The sequence below is a fragment of the Cupriavidus cauae genome (genome assembly GCF_026210475.1).
GTDB lineage: Bacteria > Pseudomonadota > Gammaproteobacteria > Burkholderiales > Burkholderiaceae > Cupriavidus > Cupriavidus cauae.
In genome coordinates, this window is record NZ_CP080293.1 from 391,115 (window position 1) to 406,419 (window position 15,305).

Here is a 15,305-nt window from a genome sequence, read left to right on the forward strand (position 1 = left end):
CACAGGCAATTGCCGCAAAGGACAGCGCGCCAGGCGGCGCGGTAGGGATGGGTTGAAACAGACGAAGAGGGCTCCGCCCGTGGGTAGGGCCGGTATGCGGTCGGAGCCTAGGCATACCTGGGGTGGCTCCACCCTTTCGGGCCAGCGCTTGCCGGAACCTGCGCTGTTGGGGGTGCCGATGTACGAAGCCCATCGGTCTTGGCGACTGCCCGGTCAGTGTAGTGCCGGCATCATCATGTAGCCCGCACGCATTAGGAACTGGCTTTTACCCGCATTGTTGGCGGTGTGGCGCGGGTCGTCACTGCGGAGTGCAGTGACGACCCGTTTCACGGCAGCATTTGCTACGCAAGATGCGGCTGCCATCCCCTGGCCTGCATTGCCTGCGCTGCGATGTCCCCAGCGTTCGTCGAGGCGTTCAGCATCTTGCGGATGTTGGCGATGTGCGCCAGGGCAGTTTCACGCGATGCCGGTGGCGCAGTCGGTTCCGGGCGGGCTTCGGTACGCGGCGGAGTTGTAGGCCGGTTCGCGACAGACGCCTCCTTGCGTCCTGCCCACAGACGGAACTCGCCCGCAAAAACGCGCTTCACCAAGGCGAAGAAGTAGGCCACGACATTGCGCACGGTGCCGCTCTGGCTGCGTGCCTGCAACTCGTCGAGTACTTCCTGGCGATGCTGCGGCGGCAGCCGCCGCAAGGCGGCCTGCACGTCCTTTTGCTGATCTGCCTGGGCATTGCTCAGGCAAGGCGGCAAGCTCACCGGCCGCGATGAGGGATCGCTGTTTTCTTCACGCGCGCGGTACGTACGTTCTTTTTTATACATATACGTCTTATACGTACTGCTCTGCTCAGCCGTCATGTGGCGAGCGTGTTCGGTCTGTTGCGGAACAAGCGTGCTGCCAGCGGAATCGCCAGACAATGGCGGTGGGTCGACTGCTTCGCTCGCCTGCGACGGCGGCGTTGGGGGCAAATCATCGTCATCGCCGAGCTGATCGTGGGCCGCAATGGAAGCGGCTTCAGGTGCCTGCGCCAGCGTTGTCTGAATATGGACGGCCACCCGATCCACCTGGTTGTTTTCGTGGCCGATGGAGGCTTGCAGAAGCGCGGGCAGACTGGCATCGAGCGTGCAGGCCTGCTGGAAGTGCAGGGCGCTTTCGTGAACCTGATACAGCTCGCTGAGCACATGCCCCGTCAGAGGGTCGCGTTGCTGGCCGACCAGACTGATCCACCCGTCAGCCGAAGCACGACGAGAACGCGCCGGGCCGTCTCGTACCCGGCCCGCTGCCCCAGCGGGATAGAGGTGAGATAGCGGCGCAACTGCCCCAGATTCGCCAGTGGGCTGATGCCTTCTGCAGAGCGCAGCATGCGTAGAACCTGCCAGCCATTGCGCTCCAACGGCGTGAGGCGGGCATCGAGCATGAGCGAGGCCGGCGTGCTGAACAGGGCGTCTTGCCCCAGCGTGTTGTGGCGGGTGTGATGGTCTGCCATGAGAGTTCTCCAAGGTCTGGGCCACAGCGGCCCGTTCCCCTGCATCTCATCGCGTACCGTTCCAGGCGTCAGCCAACAATGCGGTCTGCGCCATACCCGTTTGATCCGGCAGGCGCAGCGCTGGCACCTGCATCCAGACTGATCTATCATCCCGATACCCCCTTGGGGGTACAACTGGGGGTACTTCCAGCAATTCCCGCAAAGCCCGTGACGCGATTTCCCCGCGAAACCTAGCGTTCACGGCCCTTTGCCGACCGATCAACGTTTAAACGTGTGATCAACGTCTGACCGCCCGACCTCGACGCCGAGTCGTCTTCAAGGGCTGCGCCTCGATGGAATCACCATGGTTCCATCAGCCAGCCCTTCTCCCTTCCCACCAGCCGGTCCGTTAGCGCGAGGTTGTCCAAGAACGCATCGTCATGCGACACGACCACCAGCGCGCCCCGATAGCTGCGCAACATGGCCTCCAGCGCCCGAACCGATGGCAGATCGAGGTGATTGCTCGGTTCATCAAGCAATAGCAGTTGCGGGGGCGCTTCGGCATAGAGCAGGCAGGCCAGCGCCGCCTTCAGCCGTTCCCCGCCGCTGAGAGAATCCGTCGGCGCGGCGATCTTCTGCGCGTCAAGCCCCAGTTGCGCCAGCCGCATGCGCAGATCGCCTTCACTGGTGCCGCGATTGACCGCCATCAGTTGCTCCAGCACCGACTGCTGGGGAAGCAGGTTGGCCAACCCCTGATCGAGATAGACGCTTTCCGGAGCGACCTTGCAGGTCCCCGCCAACGGGGCGAGATGGCCCGCCATCACCTTGAGCAGGGTCGATTTGCCGCGACCGTTCGGGCCCACCACCCCCACGCGCTGCTGCCCCAGCAGGATCAGGCTGATCCGGCGCGCGGCTTCCGACACGAACGGCAGCTCCACCGCATCGAGTTCCGCCACGCGCCGCTGCGCTGCCTGCATGACCGGCAGCAAATGCAGGCTGATTGGCGCCTCGTTTTCGACCTCCTGCGCGGCTTCCCGAATGCGTTCGGCGACCTGCTGCAAGGCCGCGGCCTGCTGTTGGCGCAACTTGCCAGCGGAACTCTCGCTGCGCTCCTTCTGCCGGCCGAGCAGGATCTTTGCCTGGTTCGCTTCCTTGCCGCGCCGGTCGCCGCGTGCCTGCCTTCGCTGCTGCCGCTCGCGCTGCTCGCGCATGGCATGCTCTTCGCGCTGGCGGTCCAGCTTGCTTCGCTCCAGCTGCTGCAGGGCGTTCAGCCGCTCCTGCGCCTTCGCCTCGGCATAGAACGAATACTTGCCGCCGTAGCTGCGCAGTCCCAGCGAGGACAGCTCCACGATCCGCTCCATGGCTTCGAGCAATTGCCGATCATGGCTGACGATCAACAGCCCGCGCGGCCAACGCCGGAACTGTTCGATCAGGGCTTGCCGGTTGGGCCGATCCAGATGATTGCTGGGCTCGTCCAGGATCAGAAAGTCCGCGTCCGACAGCATGGCGCCGAGCAGGGAGACGCGCATCGCCTCGCCGCCGCTGAGGCTGCTCGCCGGCGTGGTGGCATCGAGATGGCTCAGGCCATGGCGTTCCAGTTCATGCCGCAGGCGCTGGCGCATATCCCAACGCTCGCCAACGGCGTCGAAGTCGGCCGGCGCACTGCTGCCCGCCTCGATGCGCAACAGCGCCTCCAGCGCGTGCTGGACGCCGGCCAGGCTGGCCACCGTGGCATCGGCTGGCGGGGATACCTGTTGGGCAAGGTAATGCACGCTGCCGGAGCGCAGGCAACGTCCGCTGGCGGGCTCGAGCTGTCCGGCAAGCAGGCGCGCCAGGATGGTCTTGCCGACGCCATTGCGTCCGACCAGGCCGGTGGGGCGCTGGTCGAAGGTTTCGCTGAGCCGGGAGAAAAGCGTCCTGCCATCCGGCAGGGCGTAGGACACGCTTTCGAGCGCGAGATAGGGATTCGTCATGCTTCAATTCCAGGGATGCCAAGCACTCCCCCTGCTGCAGGGCCTGGTGGAGACTGGCCGTCAAGTCGACGGCGGCATCAATGGCGCATGGGACGAATACCTCAGTAGGGATTAACGAAGGTCGGATTATAGAGGGCAGACGAAATTGACGAGTTGGCGGCGGTCATGCAGCTGACTTCAACCGCCGCACGTGCAGTCCATCCCGCCGCTGATCGACCTGCCACAGGTCATACGCGGCCTGGTGCGCCAACCACGATTCCGCGCTCTTGCCGAAGGCCATTTCGAGTCGCACCGCCATTTCTGGCGTGATCGAAGCACGGCCGTTGACGATCTCGGACAGCGTTTTCCGCGATACGTCCAAGGCAGCGGCCGCCTCGGTGATGGTCAGCTTCAGCGGCTCCAGCCAGAGCTCATGCAGGATCTCGCCAGGATGCGGGGGGTTATGCATGCGCATGGTAACTCTCACTTAGTGATAGTCGAGGTAATCAACGACGTGCGCATCGCCGTCCTCGAAGCGGAAGACGACACGCCAGTTTGCCTGGACCGTAACGGCCCAAGAGCCGACCATATCGCCCTTGAGCGGATGCAGTCGCAAACCGGGAGCGTTCATGTCGTCGACAGACATCGCTTCATCAAGCAGAGCCTGAATCAGTCGAAGCCGCTTGGCATGACTTGCCCGAACCCCTCCCAGACTGCCGGTCAGAAAAGCCGCTCAAGGCCCTTGTGTCGAAAGGATCGGATCATCGTTACTGTAACCCCACACGTTACACCGCGTACGCTGTTCGAGGCGTTGAACAACACATCCGATCCTAAATACTCAAGGCTTGCGATACGAAGCTCCGATGTCTGAAAAGAGAGGTCAAGGCAGAGCACAACCGTGTTCTTGCCCCCGCGCTGTGATGCCGGCTCAAACCCTCACCACCACCTTCCCGAACTGCTCATTCGATTCCAGATACCGATGTGCCTCGACGATCTGGTCGAAATCGAACGTCCTGGCGATGACCGGCCGCAGTTCGCCCTCCTCCAGCCCGCGCAGGATGAACGCCTTCGCCGCGGCGAGCCTTATCGGGTCGCCAGCGATCTCGTGAACCAGATACCCCCGCAGCGTCAGCGACTTGCTCAGGACGGTGAACAGCGGAAACGGCGTCGGCGCCGGGCTGAGGCCGCCGTATTCGATCAGCATGCCGCCGCGCGACATCGCTGCCGTCAGCGGCTCGAAGATCGGGCCGCCGACCGCGTCGAGCACGACGCGTACGCCCTGCTCTCCCGCGATTTCCTTTAGGCGCGATTCGAGGTCTTCCTCGTCCGAGGCCACCACATGCCGGGCACCGGCGTCGAGCAAGGCGGCCCGCTTCGCCGACGATCGCGTGATGGCGATCGGCACGGCGCCGACGCGATTGGCGATCTGGATCGCGGCGAGGCCGACGCTGCTCGATGCCGCCGTGATGGCCACGACGTCGCCCTTGCCGAGCCCGGCGATATCGACCAGCGCGCCATAAGCGGTCAGATACGGCATCCATAGCGCGGCGGCGGCTTCCCAGCTCAACGAAGGCGGATGCTTGACCACCAGCTCGGCGGGAAAGCGGACCAGTTCGCCATACGCGGGCCAGCGCACCATCGACCGCGGCGGCACGATGCTGACGGCGTCGCCGGGCGCAAGGCCTTCCACGTCCGGGCCGACCGATTCGATCACGCCCGCCGCCTCGAGGCCCAGCCCCGACGGCAAGGCCGGCATCTCGATATAGCGCCCGGTACGCAGCAGCGCCTCGGCGCGATTCAATCCGAGCGCCTTGACGCGGATCCGCACCTCGCCGGCCGCGGGTTCCGGCACCTCGGCCGATTCGATGCGCAGGACTTCGGGCCCGCCATATTGGTGGAAACGAACGACACGAGCGGTTTGCATGATTGGCTTGACTCCAAATCGATCAGGACGAATCCAGTATGATTTGGCGCCTAACCCGGATAAATAGCCGCTCCGGCACAACGGTAGAAACTACTGGTTTTCAATATGGACCGCGTGACCAGCATGTCCGTGTTCGTCAAAGCCGTCGACCTGGGCTCGTTCGCGGCCGCCGCGGACGCGCTCGGCATCACGGGCCCGATGGTTGGCAAGCACGTCCGCTTCCTCGAAGAGCGCCTCGGCACGCGGCTGCTGAACCGGACCACGCGCCGCCAAAGCCTGACCGACTTCGGACGCGCCTATTACGAACGCTGCCGCCTGATCCTGGCCGAGGCCGAGGCCGCCGACGCCCTGGCGGCCGATCAACTGGCCGAGCCGCGGGGCAAGCTGCGGGTCACGATGCCGGTGCATTTCGGCCGGCATTGCGCGATGCCGATCCTGCTGGACCTTGCGCGGCAATATCCGGCGCTGGAACTCGAGCTGTCGTTCGGCGACCGGCTGATCGATCTGGCCGAAGACGGCTACGACCTCGCGATCCGCACCGGAAGCCTGCAGGACCGGGCCGACACCATTGCGCGCCGGGTGGGTAGGCAGCGAATGATCGTCTGCGCGTCCCCCGCCTACCTCGGCCGGCATGGCGAACCGCAATCGATCGACGACCTGCGCCAGCACCATGCGATCGTCTATCGCCGCTCCGGACCCGTCGCGCCGTGGCTGTTCCCTAGTGAGGATGGGCGGCCGGTGGAATTGCAGCCCACCGGCCGGCTAATGCTTGACGACCTCGATGCGATCGCCGACGCGGCGACGGAAGGCATGGGCGTCGCGTGGCTGCCATATTGGCTTGTCCGCGATCGGATTCACGCCGGAGCACTGCTTCAGCTGCTGCCAAATGAACCGACGTTCCTGTACGACGCCTACGCACTCTGGCTGCGCACGCCGCATCTCCCGCGCAAGGTACGGCTTGCGGTCGATGCGCTGGCGGCAGATTTGCCGAGATTGATGCAGTAGAAAAACGAGACTCGCCCACTGAGATGCAGCTTGCACTACCCATACTGCAGCAATTAGATTGCTCGAAGCGGTACGTAAGCGCGGGGGAAAAGCCGACACTGGCTGGCCAAAGTGGAAAGGCTCCCGGCGGCTTGAACTATGCGGGGTTTTCTTCTTGACGCGGGAGGCAGGAAACCCTCATGTATTTGAGTAACGCCGTCGAATAGTGAAGGCTGAAATTCCATCGTTTGCTCGGCGCGCTCCAACCGCTTGCGCAATGTAGCGTTCGAAATGGCCAGGTGGTTTGCAATGGCGGTCAGATCGTTGGCCATATTGGCAAAGACGCGGAGATAGGCCACCGCCTCGGCAAAACGACCCAACACCGTCTTGTCTTGTTGGCTTTCCTCTTCGTATGTTTCGAGCATCCGGTGCGGCTCGTTGGCCTCAGGCGCGCTGAGCGTCGCCGCAAACCAGTTTTCGTGCGTTCCGCCGTCATCATCCTCACTCTGTTCATCCAGTCTCACTGCGAAACGCAGACGCTTATCCGCGTACCTTACGAATCGATTGAACAGCCGAGCAAGGATCTGCTGTTGGAAGTCTCTGTCGGCCAGGTCCGGCTGCGGGTCGCGGTCGCGGCTCAGTTTGTCTGCAAGAATCCACGCTTCACCTTGTAGATCGTCCACGGTCATTTCGCCCCGCGACTGTTTCGCGATTCGAGCCAGGTCAGGAAGGATTGCAGGGATAAGTTTGGCGAAGAACGCGCCAGCGAGGTCAGAGGACATCGTTGCTCCGATAAACAACGTGCAGCCATTGACACCACAACACACTTGAGGCAGCGACAGCAGCGCGTCACCTATTGCTCCGCCGATACCCCATCCCCACCGCCACCCCACCCAACACCGCCACCGACGCCACCACCAGCCGCCACGTCACCGCCTCCCCCAACAGGACCACGCCACCCGCCGCGGCGATCACCGGCACGCTCAGTTGCACCAGTCCAGCCGTGGTCACCGTCAGACCCCGCAGCGCGACGTACCAGATGGCATAGCCCAGCGCCGAGGCGATGGCGCCGGACAGCACCGCGTACAGCATGCCTTCGGCATCGTGGCTGGCCCACGGCAGCGCGGCCAGATAGAGCGGCACGCAGCAGAGCGCGGCGCGCAGGAAGTTGCCCGCATTGGCGCGCACCGGATCGCGTACGCCCTTGGCGCGGATCGAGTAGACGCCCCAAGCCGCGCCCGACGCCAGCATCAGAAGCGCGCCCAGCAGCGGAGGCGCGGACAGGCCGGGCAGCAGCATGCCGACCAGTCCCGCGACCGCGATCAGATAGCCGGCCGTCTGCACGAGATGAGGCCGTTCGCCGAGCCACAGGCCGCGGCCGATCATGGTGACCTGCACCGCGCCGAACAGCAGCAGCGCGCCGGTGGCGGCCGATAGTTGCGCGTAGGCGTACGAGAAAAAGACGGCGTACGCGAACAGCGCCAGCGCGGAACGCCAGTTGCCGCTCGATGCCTCGGGCGTTGGCTCGGGAGCGCGCGAGACGCCATGACGCAGCCGGACCAGCACCCACAGCGTGATCGCGCCAGACAACAACCGCACGGTCGTGAAGCTGGCGGCGTCGATGGTGGTGTCCCGCAGCGCAAGCCGGCACAGCAGCGAATTGCCGGCGAAGGCGAGCATCGACAGCGCGGTACAGCCGAGCACCAGCGGGACCGAGGGCGCGGTGCTCGACGTCTTCACAGCGGATGTCCTTCGGCGTCGCGCAGCTCCACCAGCAGCGCCTGCCCCTTTCCATCGACGCGAAACGCGCCAAACTGCGCGCCCTCGTAGCGGCGCGCCTGGCCTTCCTGGAAGAAGAAGGCATCGGTCGAGATCCGGACCTGGTCCGTCCCCCAGCGCGACGGCCGCAGTTGGAAACGAAGCAGATGCTCGCCGGCGACCAGAGGCTCGCCGCGATGCAGCCGTACGAAGCTGGCCTCGCCACGCGCGTCGAGCCGGACCACCGCGGTGCGGATACGGTCGTCGGTGGTCTCCAGCGCGCGCAGGATCGGCGCGCCGATGGCGAAATTCAGCGCCATATAGTCGCCCTGCATCAGCGAGCGCGGGTCGACCGGCGCCAGCCGCAACAGCACCACATCGCCACGCGCCAGCAGCCTTTCCTTGTCGATCACGCCCACGCCTGCGACCGCGAGCGTCAGTACCCAGGCAATCAGGATCCAGCGTTTCATCGGCCGCCCTCCTCCGCGACGTCGGCGGTGCCCCGCGGGGACCCGGGGCGCGCCAGCCAGGCGCGTGCAAACAGCACGACGATACCGGCCGCAACCAGCGTTGCCGACTTGATCGCCAACGTCCAGTGCAGCGCGCTGTAGTACCAGATGAAACCGAGGCCGATCGTCGCGAGGCCAAGCCCGAGCCAGGCCACGGAAGCGCGCCGCAGGGCCAGCCCGGCCGCCAGCACACCGGCCACCACGGCGGGGGCGCCGGCCATCAGCGCGGCACAGAGCGCGAGCACGCCGCAGATCGCGGCGCGCCGGCGCGGCGATCGTTGCAGTCTGGCCGTCTCGACGATGCCAAAGCCGACCAGCAGCACCGCAATCAACGCGCCCGCCAGCCAATGCGGCACGCCGCGCGCCGCCGGTTCGGTGAAGAGGCCGAGGGGATGCCCGATGCCGGTGACGATCAGCGCGCCGAGCAGGCTGCAGGACAGCAAGGCGTCCGCGGCCGGGGCGAGCTGGTGATGGCGCCCGAGCGCGGCGAGCCGCATTTCGGCGACCGCGAACAGCGCCGCCTTCAGCGCGGCGACGGGCGCCAGCCAGACCAGCGCCCAGCCAATCCCCTGCCAGGGCGTGGACGGCCCCATCGCGATGGCGATGGTCAACGCGATTGCAATCGAAACCATCGCCGCAAGCGCGCACAACAAGCGATGCAGCCGGTTGCCGATCGCCGCATAGAGCAGCATCTCGCAGGCCGCGACCCCGCACCAGAACGCAGCGGTCTCCACGGCGCGGGCGCGGCCGAGCAGGTCGGCGGCCGCATAGAAGGCGAGCCCCTGCCCGGTCAGGCTGCTGGCCAGCGCGAACTGCTCGAAGCCGGTATGGCCGGCGCGGCGCCGGTACAGCAGCGCGGCCAGTGCGATCAGCGCCAGTCCGCAGACGAGAATGGCGCCGCTGTTCTCGCGCGCGGCGACGAACACGGTGCCGAGCAGGAACAGCTGGAAGAAGACCGCGCCGAGCCAGCCGGCCAACCCCGTCAACAGACGCACGGACCAGGGTGCATCGGTGTCCGCCGGCGGTTGCCCTTCGACCGTGCCCTCGGCGGCCAGCTTGCGCCACAGCGCCTGCGCGGCCGCCGCCGGTCGCGCAGGCTCGTCCTGTTCACGGTACCGCGGCTCCCCGTTAGCCAGCGACGTCTGCGCATGACCGCGATGCAAGCGCATCAACCACGTCGCCGACACGGCCGACAGGCCGAGCGTCAGCAGGCCCAGCAGCAGGAAGCCGCCGAATTCCGCGCCGGCCTCGAACAGCAGGCGCCCAAGGCCCGCGACGATCAGCGCGATCAGGGACAGCGCAATCCCGCTCAGCACCAGCAGATCGACGTTGCGCCGCCAGAACCAGGCGCCAAGTCCCAGCAAGGCGGCCAGCGCGACGATCAGCATCGCGCCGTCGAAGCGGTCGCCGAACAAGGCGGCGAGACCGAGCCAGACCGCATGCGCGCAAGCGAGAAACGCCAGCAGTCGCACGCCGCCCTGGCCGCGCACGCCGACACGCGGCGCGTGGGCGGACAGCACCAGCCATAGCACCAGCTGCAGCAAGGCTGCGGCAAGCAGCCACAGGCCGACCAGCTTGCCGTCGTCGACGCCGAACAGCAGCGTGAACGGCAGGCCGGCGCCGAGCTCGACGCTGAAGAAGCGCAGCAGCGCGACATTGGCCAGCACCACCACCAGCCACCAATGCGGCGGGGCGTGCGCGGCCAGCGCCCAGGGCACGGCGAGCAGCGCCCACCAGGCGAACAGTTGCCACGCGTCGGCGCCGGTCTGGTAGACCTGTCCGATCACCGCCAGCAACGCCCCGGTGATCATTTGCGCGGCGAACAGCGCGGCGCGGCCGGCGGCGTCGCCGTCCGGCCGCCGCCAGGCGAAGGCCGCCAGCGCGCTGATCAGCACGGCGAGCACGCCGAAGCGGGTGAACTTGTGCAGGGCCTGCCAGTTGAAGGCGAAGAAGACGATCACGCCGGCGCAGAGCAGTGCCACACCAAGAGCGAGCAGCGCCCGTTGCAGCCAGCGGTGCCAGTCGGCAAGTCGCGGCTCGGTATCGGCCCAGGCCTGGCGCGCTGGCTCCATCGCCAGTCGCCCCTGTGCGCACCAGTCCGCCAGCGCGCGCCGCTGGGCATGCCGGATGTTCAGAGGGTGGGCTTGGCGATCGGTCGGCATGGGATGAGCAGCGCTCCGGAAAGGCGTTGGCTGCACTCTAGCAAAGCGCCGTGGTGGGCGCACGGTCAAAGGCGGTGGGGCGCAAACCAGCGAAGCACCGGGCTGTGCCGGTATGCTGTCGGCTTTTCCGGCTCACGGCTTGCGGTTCGCGGGACCGGGCCGCGGCACCGGGCACCGGGCACCGGGCACCGGGCACCGGGCTCCGGGCTCCGGGCTCCGGGCTCCGGGCTGCGGGCTCCGGGCTCCGGACTTTGGACTCTGGATCTGGACTCTGGACTCTGGACTCTGGACTCTGGACTCTGGACTCTGGACTCTGGGCGCAAGGCTCAGGGCTCAGGGCTCAGGGCTCAGGGCTCAGGGCTCAGGGCTTAAGGCTTAGGTCCCGGGCTTGCGGTTCGGGCCCCCGGCTCCCGCTGCCCGTTCAGCCGCACCGTGATCCATCCCGTTTTCCGTTTCGATCCCCAGACACCATGACCCTCGGCATCCTCGCCGCCCTCCACGACGAAATCGACGGCCTGATCGCCGCGATGCGCCATGACCACGCCCGCGCCACCGTGCATCGGATCGGCATGCGGGACTACTACGTCGGCGAGCTGTACGGGCAGCGCTGCGTGGTGGTGCTGGCGCGGGTCGGCAAGGTGGCAGCCGCGGCGACCACGGTGACGCTGATCCGCGAGTTCGGCGTCGATGGCATCGTCTTCACCGGCCTGGCCGGCGGCATCGGCGCGGGCGTGCAGGTTGGCGATCTGGTGATAGCCGATCGCACCGTGCAGCACGACATGGACGCGCGTCCGCTGTTTCCGCGCCATCAAGTGCCGCTGCTGGGCCGGGACGAATTCCCCACCGATCCGGCGCTGACGGCCGCGCTGCGCGAGGCGGCGCAGGCATTCCTGGCGGAGGATCTGGCCAGCGCCGTGCCGGACGCGGTGCGTGCCCGATTTGGCGTCACTGCGGGCGTCACTGCGGGCGTCAGCGCGCCGAACCTGCATCTGGGCATGATCGCCAGCGGCGACCAGTTCATCGGCGCGCCGACCACGGTGGCGGAATTGCGGGCGCGGCTGCCGGGCTTGCTGGCGGTCGAAATGGAAGGCGCCGCGGTCGGCCAGGTCTGCCACGAATATGGCGTGCCGCACGCGGTCATGCGGACCGTATCGGACCGGGCCGACGACAGCGCCCATGTCGATTTCCCGGCGTTCCTGGCCGAGGTGGCCAGTCATTACTCCGAGGGCGTGATCCGGCGGCTGCTGGCGACGCTGCGGTAGCAAACCCATGGCGTTGCCCCGAAACGGGGATCCGGTGACATTCGGCCTTGCTGCCGGCGATGGAAGACGCGAGGTCCTCGCTTGCGCGGGGAGGACGGCGTCAAGCCAGGGCGGGCCTGCCTTTGCTCAGCGGCTGCGCCGGGCGAACAGGCCGGCCAGCCCGACCAGCAGCGCAGCGCCGAGGATCGCGGCGGTCCAGCCGCTGAGTTGCCCGTCGATGAACCAGCGCAGCGCGCGGCCCAGGTAGAAGCTGGCGAGGGCGCCGACGCCACCGAGCAGCAGCGCCATCGCGACGGTCAGCACCGGTCCGCGCGGATGCATCGCGCGCGCCACCAGTCCGACCACCATGCCCACCAAGAACGTCCCCAGCATCGCCCGCTTCCGTTGTTCGACTATCCGCTCGATCTGCCGCCGCCCCCGGGCTGCAGCGGCGTAACGATAACTCAACTCGAAACGCCGGCCGATACCCGACAGGCTCGGCCGGCCCCCGAACGCAAGGATCGCGCCCGGGCGGTATAATGCAAGCCGTCCCGGCGGCGCTCGACCAGGGCCCGAATAGATTCAAGACGCTCAAGACGCTCCGCAACCTGCGCAGGCAGTACGCAGGCGATGCAAGAGCAATATGTGCGCCGCCATGCCCAGCGCAGGCAAGCTGCCGCAAGGCCGGAATGGCCCGGCAGCCGGACAGCGACAAGCCCCCAAACCATGCAACTGCTCGCAATCGGAATCAATCACAACACGGCGCCCGTCTCGCTACGCGAACGGGTGGCGTTTCCGCTCGAGCAGATCAAGCCGGCGCTGGGGGCGCTGCGCACCCAGCTGGCCGGCAAGCGCGGCACCGAGGCGGCGATCCTGTCGACCTGCAACCGGACCGAGATCTACTGCGCCACCGACCTGGTGCTGTCCGGCTCCGAAGGCTTCGATCACACGCTGCGCTGGCTGGCGCAGCACCACAACATCCCCGCCAGCGAACTGGCTCCGCACCTGTACGCGCTGCCGCAATCCGAGGCGGTGCGCCACGCGTTCCGCGTCGCCAGCGGCCTCGATTCGATGGTGCTGGGCGAGACCCAGATCCTCGGCCAGATGAAGGACGCGGTGCGCACCGCCGGCGAGGCCGGCACGCTCGGCACCTATCTGAACCAGCTGTTCCAGCGCACCTTCGCGGTGGCCAAGGAAGTGCGCGGCCAGACCGAGATCGGCGCGCATTCGGTGTCGATGGCGGCGGCGGCGGTACGGCTGGGACAGCGCATCTTCGAGAGCATTTCGGGCCAGCGCGTGCTGTTCATCGGCGCGGGCGAGATGATCGAGCTGTGCGCGACGCATTTCGCCGCGCAGAGCCCGCGCCAGATCGTCGTCGCCAACCGCACGGTGGAACGCGGCGAGAAGCTGGCCGAGCAGCTGGCGGCGCAAGGACTCAATACCGAAGCGATCCGCCTGTCCGAGCTCGGCTCGCGGCTGCACGAGTTCGACATCGTCGTCTCCAGCACCGCCAGCTCGCTGCCGATCATCGGGCTGGGTGCGGTCGAACGCGCGGTCAAGCAGCGCAAGCACCGGCCGATCATGATGGTCGACCTGGCCGTGCCGCGCGATGTCGAGCCCGAAGTGGCGCGGCTCGATGATGTCTTCCTCTATACCGTCGACGACCTCGGCGCGATCGTGCGCGAAGGCAACGCGATGCGGCAGGCCGCGGTCGCGCAGGCCGAGGCGATCATCGAAACGCGCGTCCAGCATTTCATGCACTGGCTGGAGACGCGCAGCGTGGTGCCGGTGATCCGCGAACTGCAGGCCAACGGCGAGGCGATGCGCCAGGCCGAGCTCGAACGCGCGCGCAAGATGCTGGCGCGCGGCGACGATCCCGAGGCCGTGCTCGAGGCGCTGTCGGGCGCGCTGACCCGCAAGTTCCTGCACGGTCCGACCCACGCGCTGAACCACACCCAGGGCGAGGACCGCGAGGCGCTGCTGCGCCTGGTGCCCGGCCTGTTCCGCCACAGCAGCCACTCCGAGCGCTAGCCGCGCTCGCCGCGGGCGTCCGCGCCGCCTTTGCGCCCTTGCGCCCTTGCGCCGGCGGCCTTGCCCGCACCGCCGCGCCCCGCCCCTGCGGCATCCGCCCGCATCAGGCGGCGCCCCGCACCAAGACGCCAAATCCGGATTCCGATGAAAGCCAGCATGCAAGCCAAGCTCGACCAACTGGCCGAGCGCCTCGACGAAGTCAACGCCCTGCTCGCGCGCGAGGACGCGACCGCGAACATGGAGCAGTACCGCAAGCTGACGCGCGAGCATGCCGAGCTGTCGCCGGTGGCCGAGCAATATGCGCACTACCGGCAGGCGCAGGACGATCTGGCCACCGCGCAGGCGCTGCTCGACGACCCGGAGATGAAGGCCTTCGCCAGCGACGAGATCGATGCCGCGCGCGCCAGGCTCGAACAACTGGAGGCCAGCCTGCAGACGCTGCTGCTGCCCAAGGACCCCAACGACGACCGCAACCTGATCCTGGAAATCCGCGCCGGCACCGGCGGCGAGGAAAGCGCGCTGTTTGCCGGCGACCTGCTGCGGATGTACACGCGCTATGCGGAGCGGCAGCGCTGGCAGGTCGAGATCATGAGCGAATCGCCGTCGGACCTGGGCGGCTACAAGGAAGTGATCGTCCGCATCGCGGGCGAGGCGGCGTTCTCCAGATTGAAGTTCGAATCGGGCGGCCATCGCGTGCAGCGCGTGCCGGCCACCGAGGCGCAGGGCCGCATCCATACCTCGGCCTGCACGGTCGCGGTGATGCCCGAGGCCGACGAGCTCGGCGAGATCGAGATCAATCCGGGCGATCTGCGCGTGGACACCTTCCGCGCCTCGGGCGCCGGCGGCCAGCACATCAACAAGACCGATTCGGCGGTGCGGCTGACCCACCTGCCGACCGGCATCGTCGTCGAATGCCAGGACGACCGGAGCCAGCATCGCAACAAGGACAAGGCGATGAAGGTACTGGCGGCCCGGCTCAAGGACATGCAATTGCGCGCGGCGCAGGCGAAGGAGGCCACCACGCGCCGCAATCTGATCGGCTCGGGCGATCGCAGCGACCGCATCCGCACGTACAACTTCCCGCAGGGCCGCGTGACCGACCATCGCATCAATCTGACGCTGTACAAGATCGACATGATCATGGACGGCGATCTCGACGAATTGGTGGGAGCGCTGGCGGCCGAGCACCAGGCCGATCAGTTGGCGGCGCTGGGTGAAGACGCGTAACGAGGCATAAAGACGCGTAAATACCGGCGGGGATAATCGCTACGGTTGTTTTCCG

General features: G+C 67.0%; 15 protein-coding genes. 4 read left to right on the forward strand and 11 right to left on the reverse strand.

What is annotated here, in order from left to right; genetic code table 11:
* Positions 1-341: 341 nt before the first annotated feature.
* The 6 genes from KZ686_RS01725 to KZ686_RS01750 all read right to left on the reverse strand — a co-directional run bounded on the left by KZ686_RS01725 (position 342) and on the right by KZ686_RS01750 (position 5,338).
* Positions 342-1,178 (reverse strand): hypothetical protein, encoded by an 837-nt coding sequence (locus KZ686_RS01725; protein ID WP_265632901.1) that lies wholly within the window; start codon positions 1,176-1,178, stop codon positions 342-344.
* Between the two features lie 8 nt (positions 1,179-1,186).
* On the reverse strand, positions 1,187-1,483 hold the full coding sequence (locus tag KZ686_RS01730; RefSeq protein ID WP_265632902.1) for a hypothetical protein: 297 nt from the start codon (positions 1,481-1,483) through the stop codon (positions 1,187-1,189).
* A gap of 338 nt (positions 1,484-1,821) precedes the next feature.
* Positions 1,822-3,435, reverse strand: coding sequence for an ABC-F family ATP-binding cassette domain-containing protein (locus KZ686_RS01735; RefSeq protein WP_265632903.1), 1,614 nt, complete (start codon positions 3,433-3,435; stop codon positions 1,822-1,824).
* Positions 3,436-3,598: 163 nt separating this feature from the next.
* On the reverse strand, positions 3,599-3,889 hold the full coding sequence (locus KZ686_RS01740; protein WP_006577988.1) for a HigA family addiction module antitoxin: 291 nt from the start codon (positions 3,887-3,889) through the stop codon (positions 3,599-3,601).
* 12 nt (positions 3,890-3,901) lie between these two features.
* Positions 3,902-4,060, reverse strand: a complete 159-nt coding sequence (locus KZ686_RS25455; protein WP_322784890.1) for a type II toxin-antitoxin system RelE/ParE family toxin — start codon at positions 4,058-4,060, stop codon at positions 3,902-3,904.
* A 282-nt stretch (positions 4,061-4,342) separates the two neighbouring features.
* Entirely contained in the window at positions 4,343-5,338 is a 996-nt protein-coding gene (locus tag KZ686_RS01750) for a zinc-dependent alcohol dehydrogenase family protein (RefSeq protein WP_265633385.1), read from the reverse strand.
* Positions 5,339-5,443: 105 nt separating this feature from the next.
* On the opposite strand from KZ686_RS01750, the gene KZ686_RS01755 reads away from it, so the two are divergent.
* Positions 5,444-6,343, forward strand: coding sequence for a LysR family transcriptional regulator (locus KZ686_RS01755; RefSeq protein ID WP_265632904.1), 900 nt, complete (start codon positions 5,444-5,446; stop codon positions 6,341-6,343).
* Positions 6,344-6,396: 53 nt separating this feature from the next.
* Here KZ686_RS01755 and KZ686_RS01760 read toward each other — a convergent pair whose 3' ends face one another.
* The 4 genes from KZ686_RS01760 to KZ686_RS25460 all read right to left on the reverse strand — a co-directional run bounded on the left by KZ686_RS01760 (position 6,397) and on the right by KZ686_RS25460 (position 10,814).
* Positions 6,397-7,104 carry a hypothetical protein gene (locus tag KZ686_RS01760; protein ID WP_150082575.1) on the reverse strand — a complete coding sequence of 236 codons (708 nt, stop codon included), beginning with the start codon at positions 7,102-7,104 and terminating at the stop codon, positions 6,397-6,399.
* Between the two features lie 67 nt (positions 7,105-7,171).
* On the reverse strand, positions 7,172-8,002 hold the full coding sequence (locus KZ686_RS01765) for a DMT family transporter (protein WP_265633386.1): 831 nt from the start codon (positions 8,000-8,002) through the stop codon (positions 7,172-7,174).
* A 56-nt stretch (positions 8,003-8,058) separates the two neighbouring features.
* Complete coding sequence (locus KZ686_RS01770; protein ID WP_265632905.1) at positions 8,059-8,550, reverse strand: GDYXXLXY domain-containing protein; 492 nt, start codon at positions 8,548-8,550, stop codon at positions 8,059-8,061.
* Positions 8,547-10,814 carry a DUF4401 domain-containing protein gene (locus KZ686_RS25460; protein WP_322784922.1) on the reverse strand — a complete coding sequence of 756 codons (2,268 nt, stop codon included), beginning with the start codon at positions 10,812-10,814 and terminating at the stop codon, positions 8,547-8,549. Before KZ686_RS25460 ends, KZ686_RS01770 begins: the two co-directional genes overlap by 4 nt.
* A gap of 407 nt (positions 10,815-11,221) precedes the next feature.
* On the opposite strand from KZ686_RS25460, the gene KZ686_RS01785 reads away from it, so the two are divergent.
* Positions 11,222-12,013, forward strand: a complete 792-nt coding sequence (locus KZ686_RS01785; protein ID WP_265632906.1) for a 5'-methylthioadenosine/adenosylhomocysteine nucleosidase — start codon at positions 11,222-11,224, stop codon at positions 12,011-12,013.
* A gap of 126 nt (positions 12,014-12,139) precedes the next feature.
* On the opposite strand, the gene KZ686_RS01790 is transcribed toward KZ686_RS01785, so the two are convergent.
* Positions 12,140-12,385: a hypothetical protein gene (locus KZ686_RS01790; protein ID WP_265632907.1), complete on the reverse strand. Its 246-nt coding sequence runs from the start codon at positions 12,383-12,385 to the stop codon at positions 12,140-12,142.
* A 333-nt stretch (positions 12,386-12,718) separates the two neighbouring features.
* Between KZ686_RS01790 and hemA the strand changes: the two genes are divergently transcribed.
* Both hemA and prfA read left to right on the forward strand, forming a co-directional pair.
* Positions 12,719-14,023, forward strand: a complete 1,305-nt coding sequence (hemA, locus tag KZ686_RS01795) for a glutamyl-tRNA reductase (protein WP_265632908.1) — start codon at positions 12,719-12,721, stop codon at positions 14,021-14,023.
* A 144-nt stretch (positions 14,024-14,167) separates the two neighbouring features.
* Positions 14,168-15,250: a peptide chain release factor 1 gene (gene prfA / locus KZ686_RS01800; protein WP_226109460.1), complete on the forward strand. Its 1,083-nt coding sequence runs from the start codon at positions 14,168-14,170 to the stop codon at positions 15,248-15,250.
* The last annotated feature ends 55 nt before the right edge of the window (positions 15,251-15,305 follow it).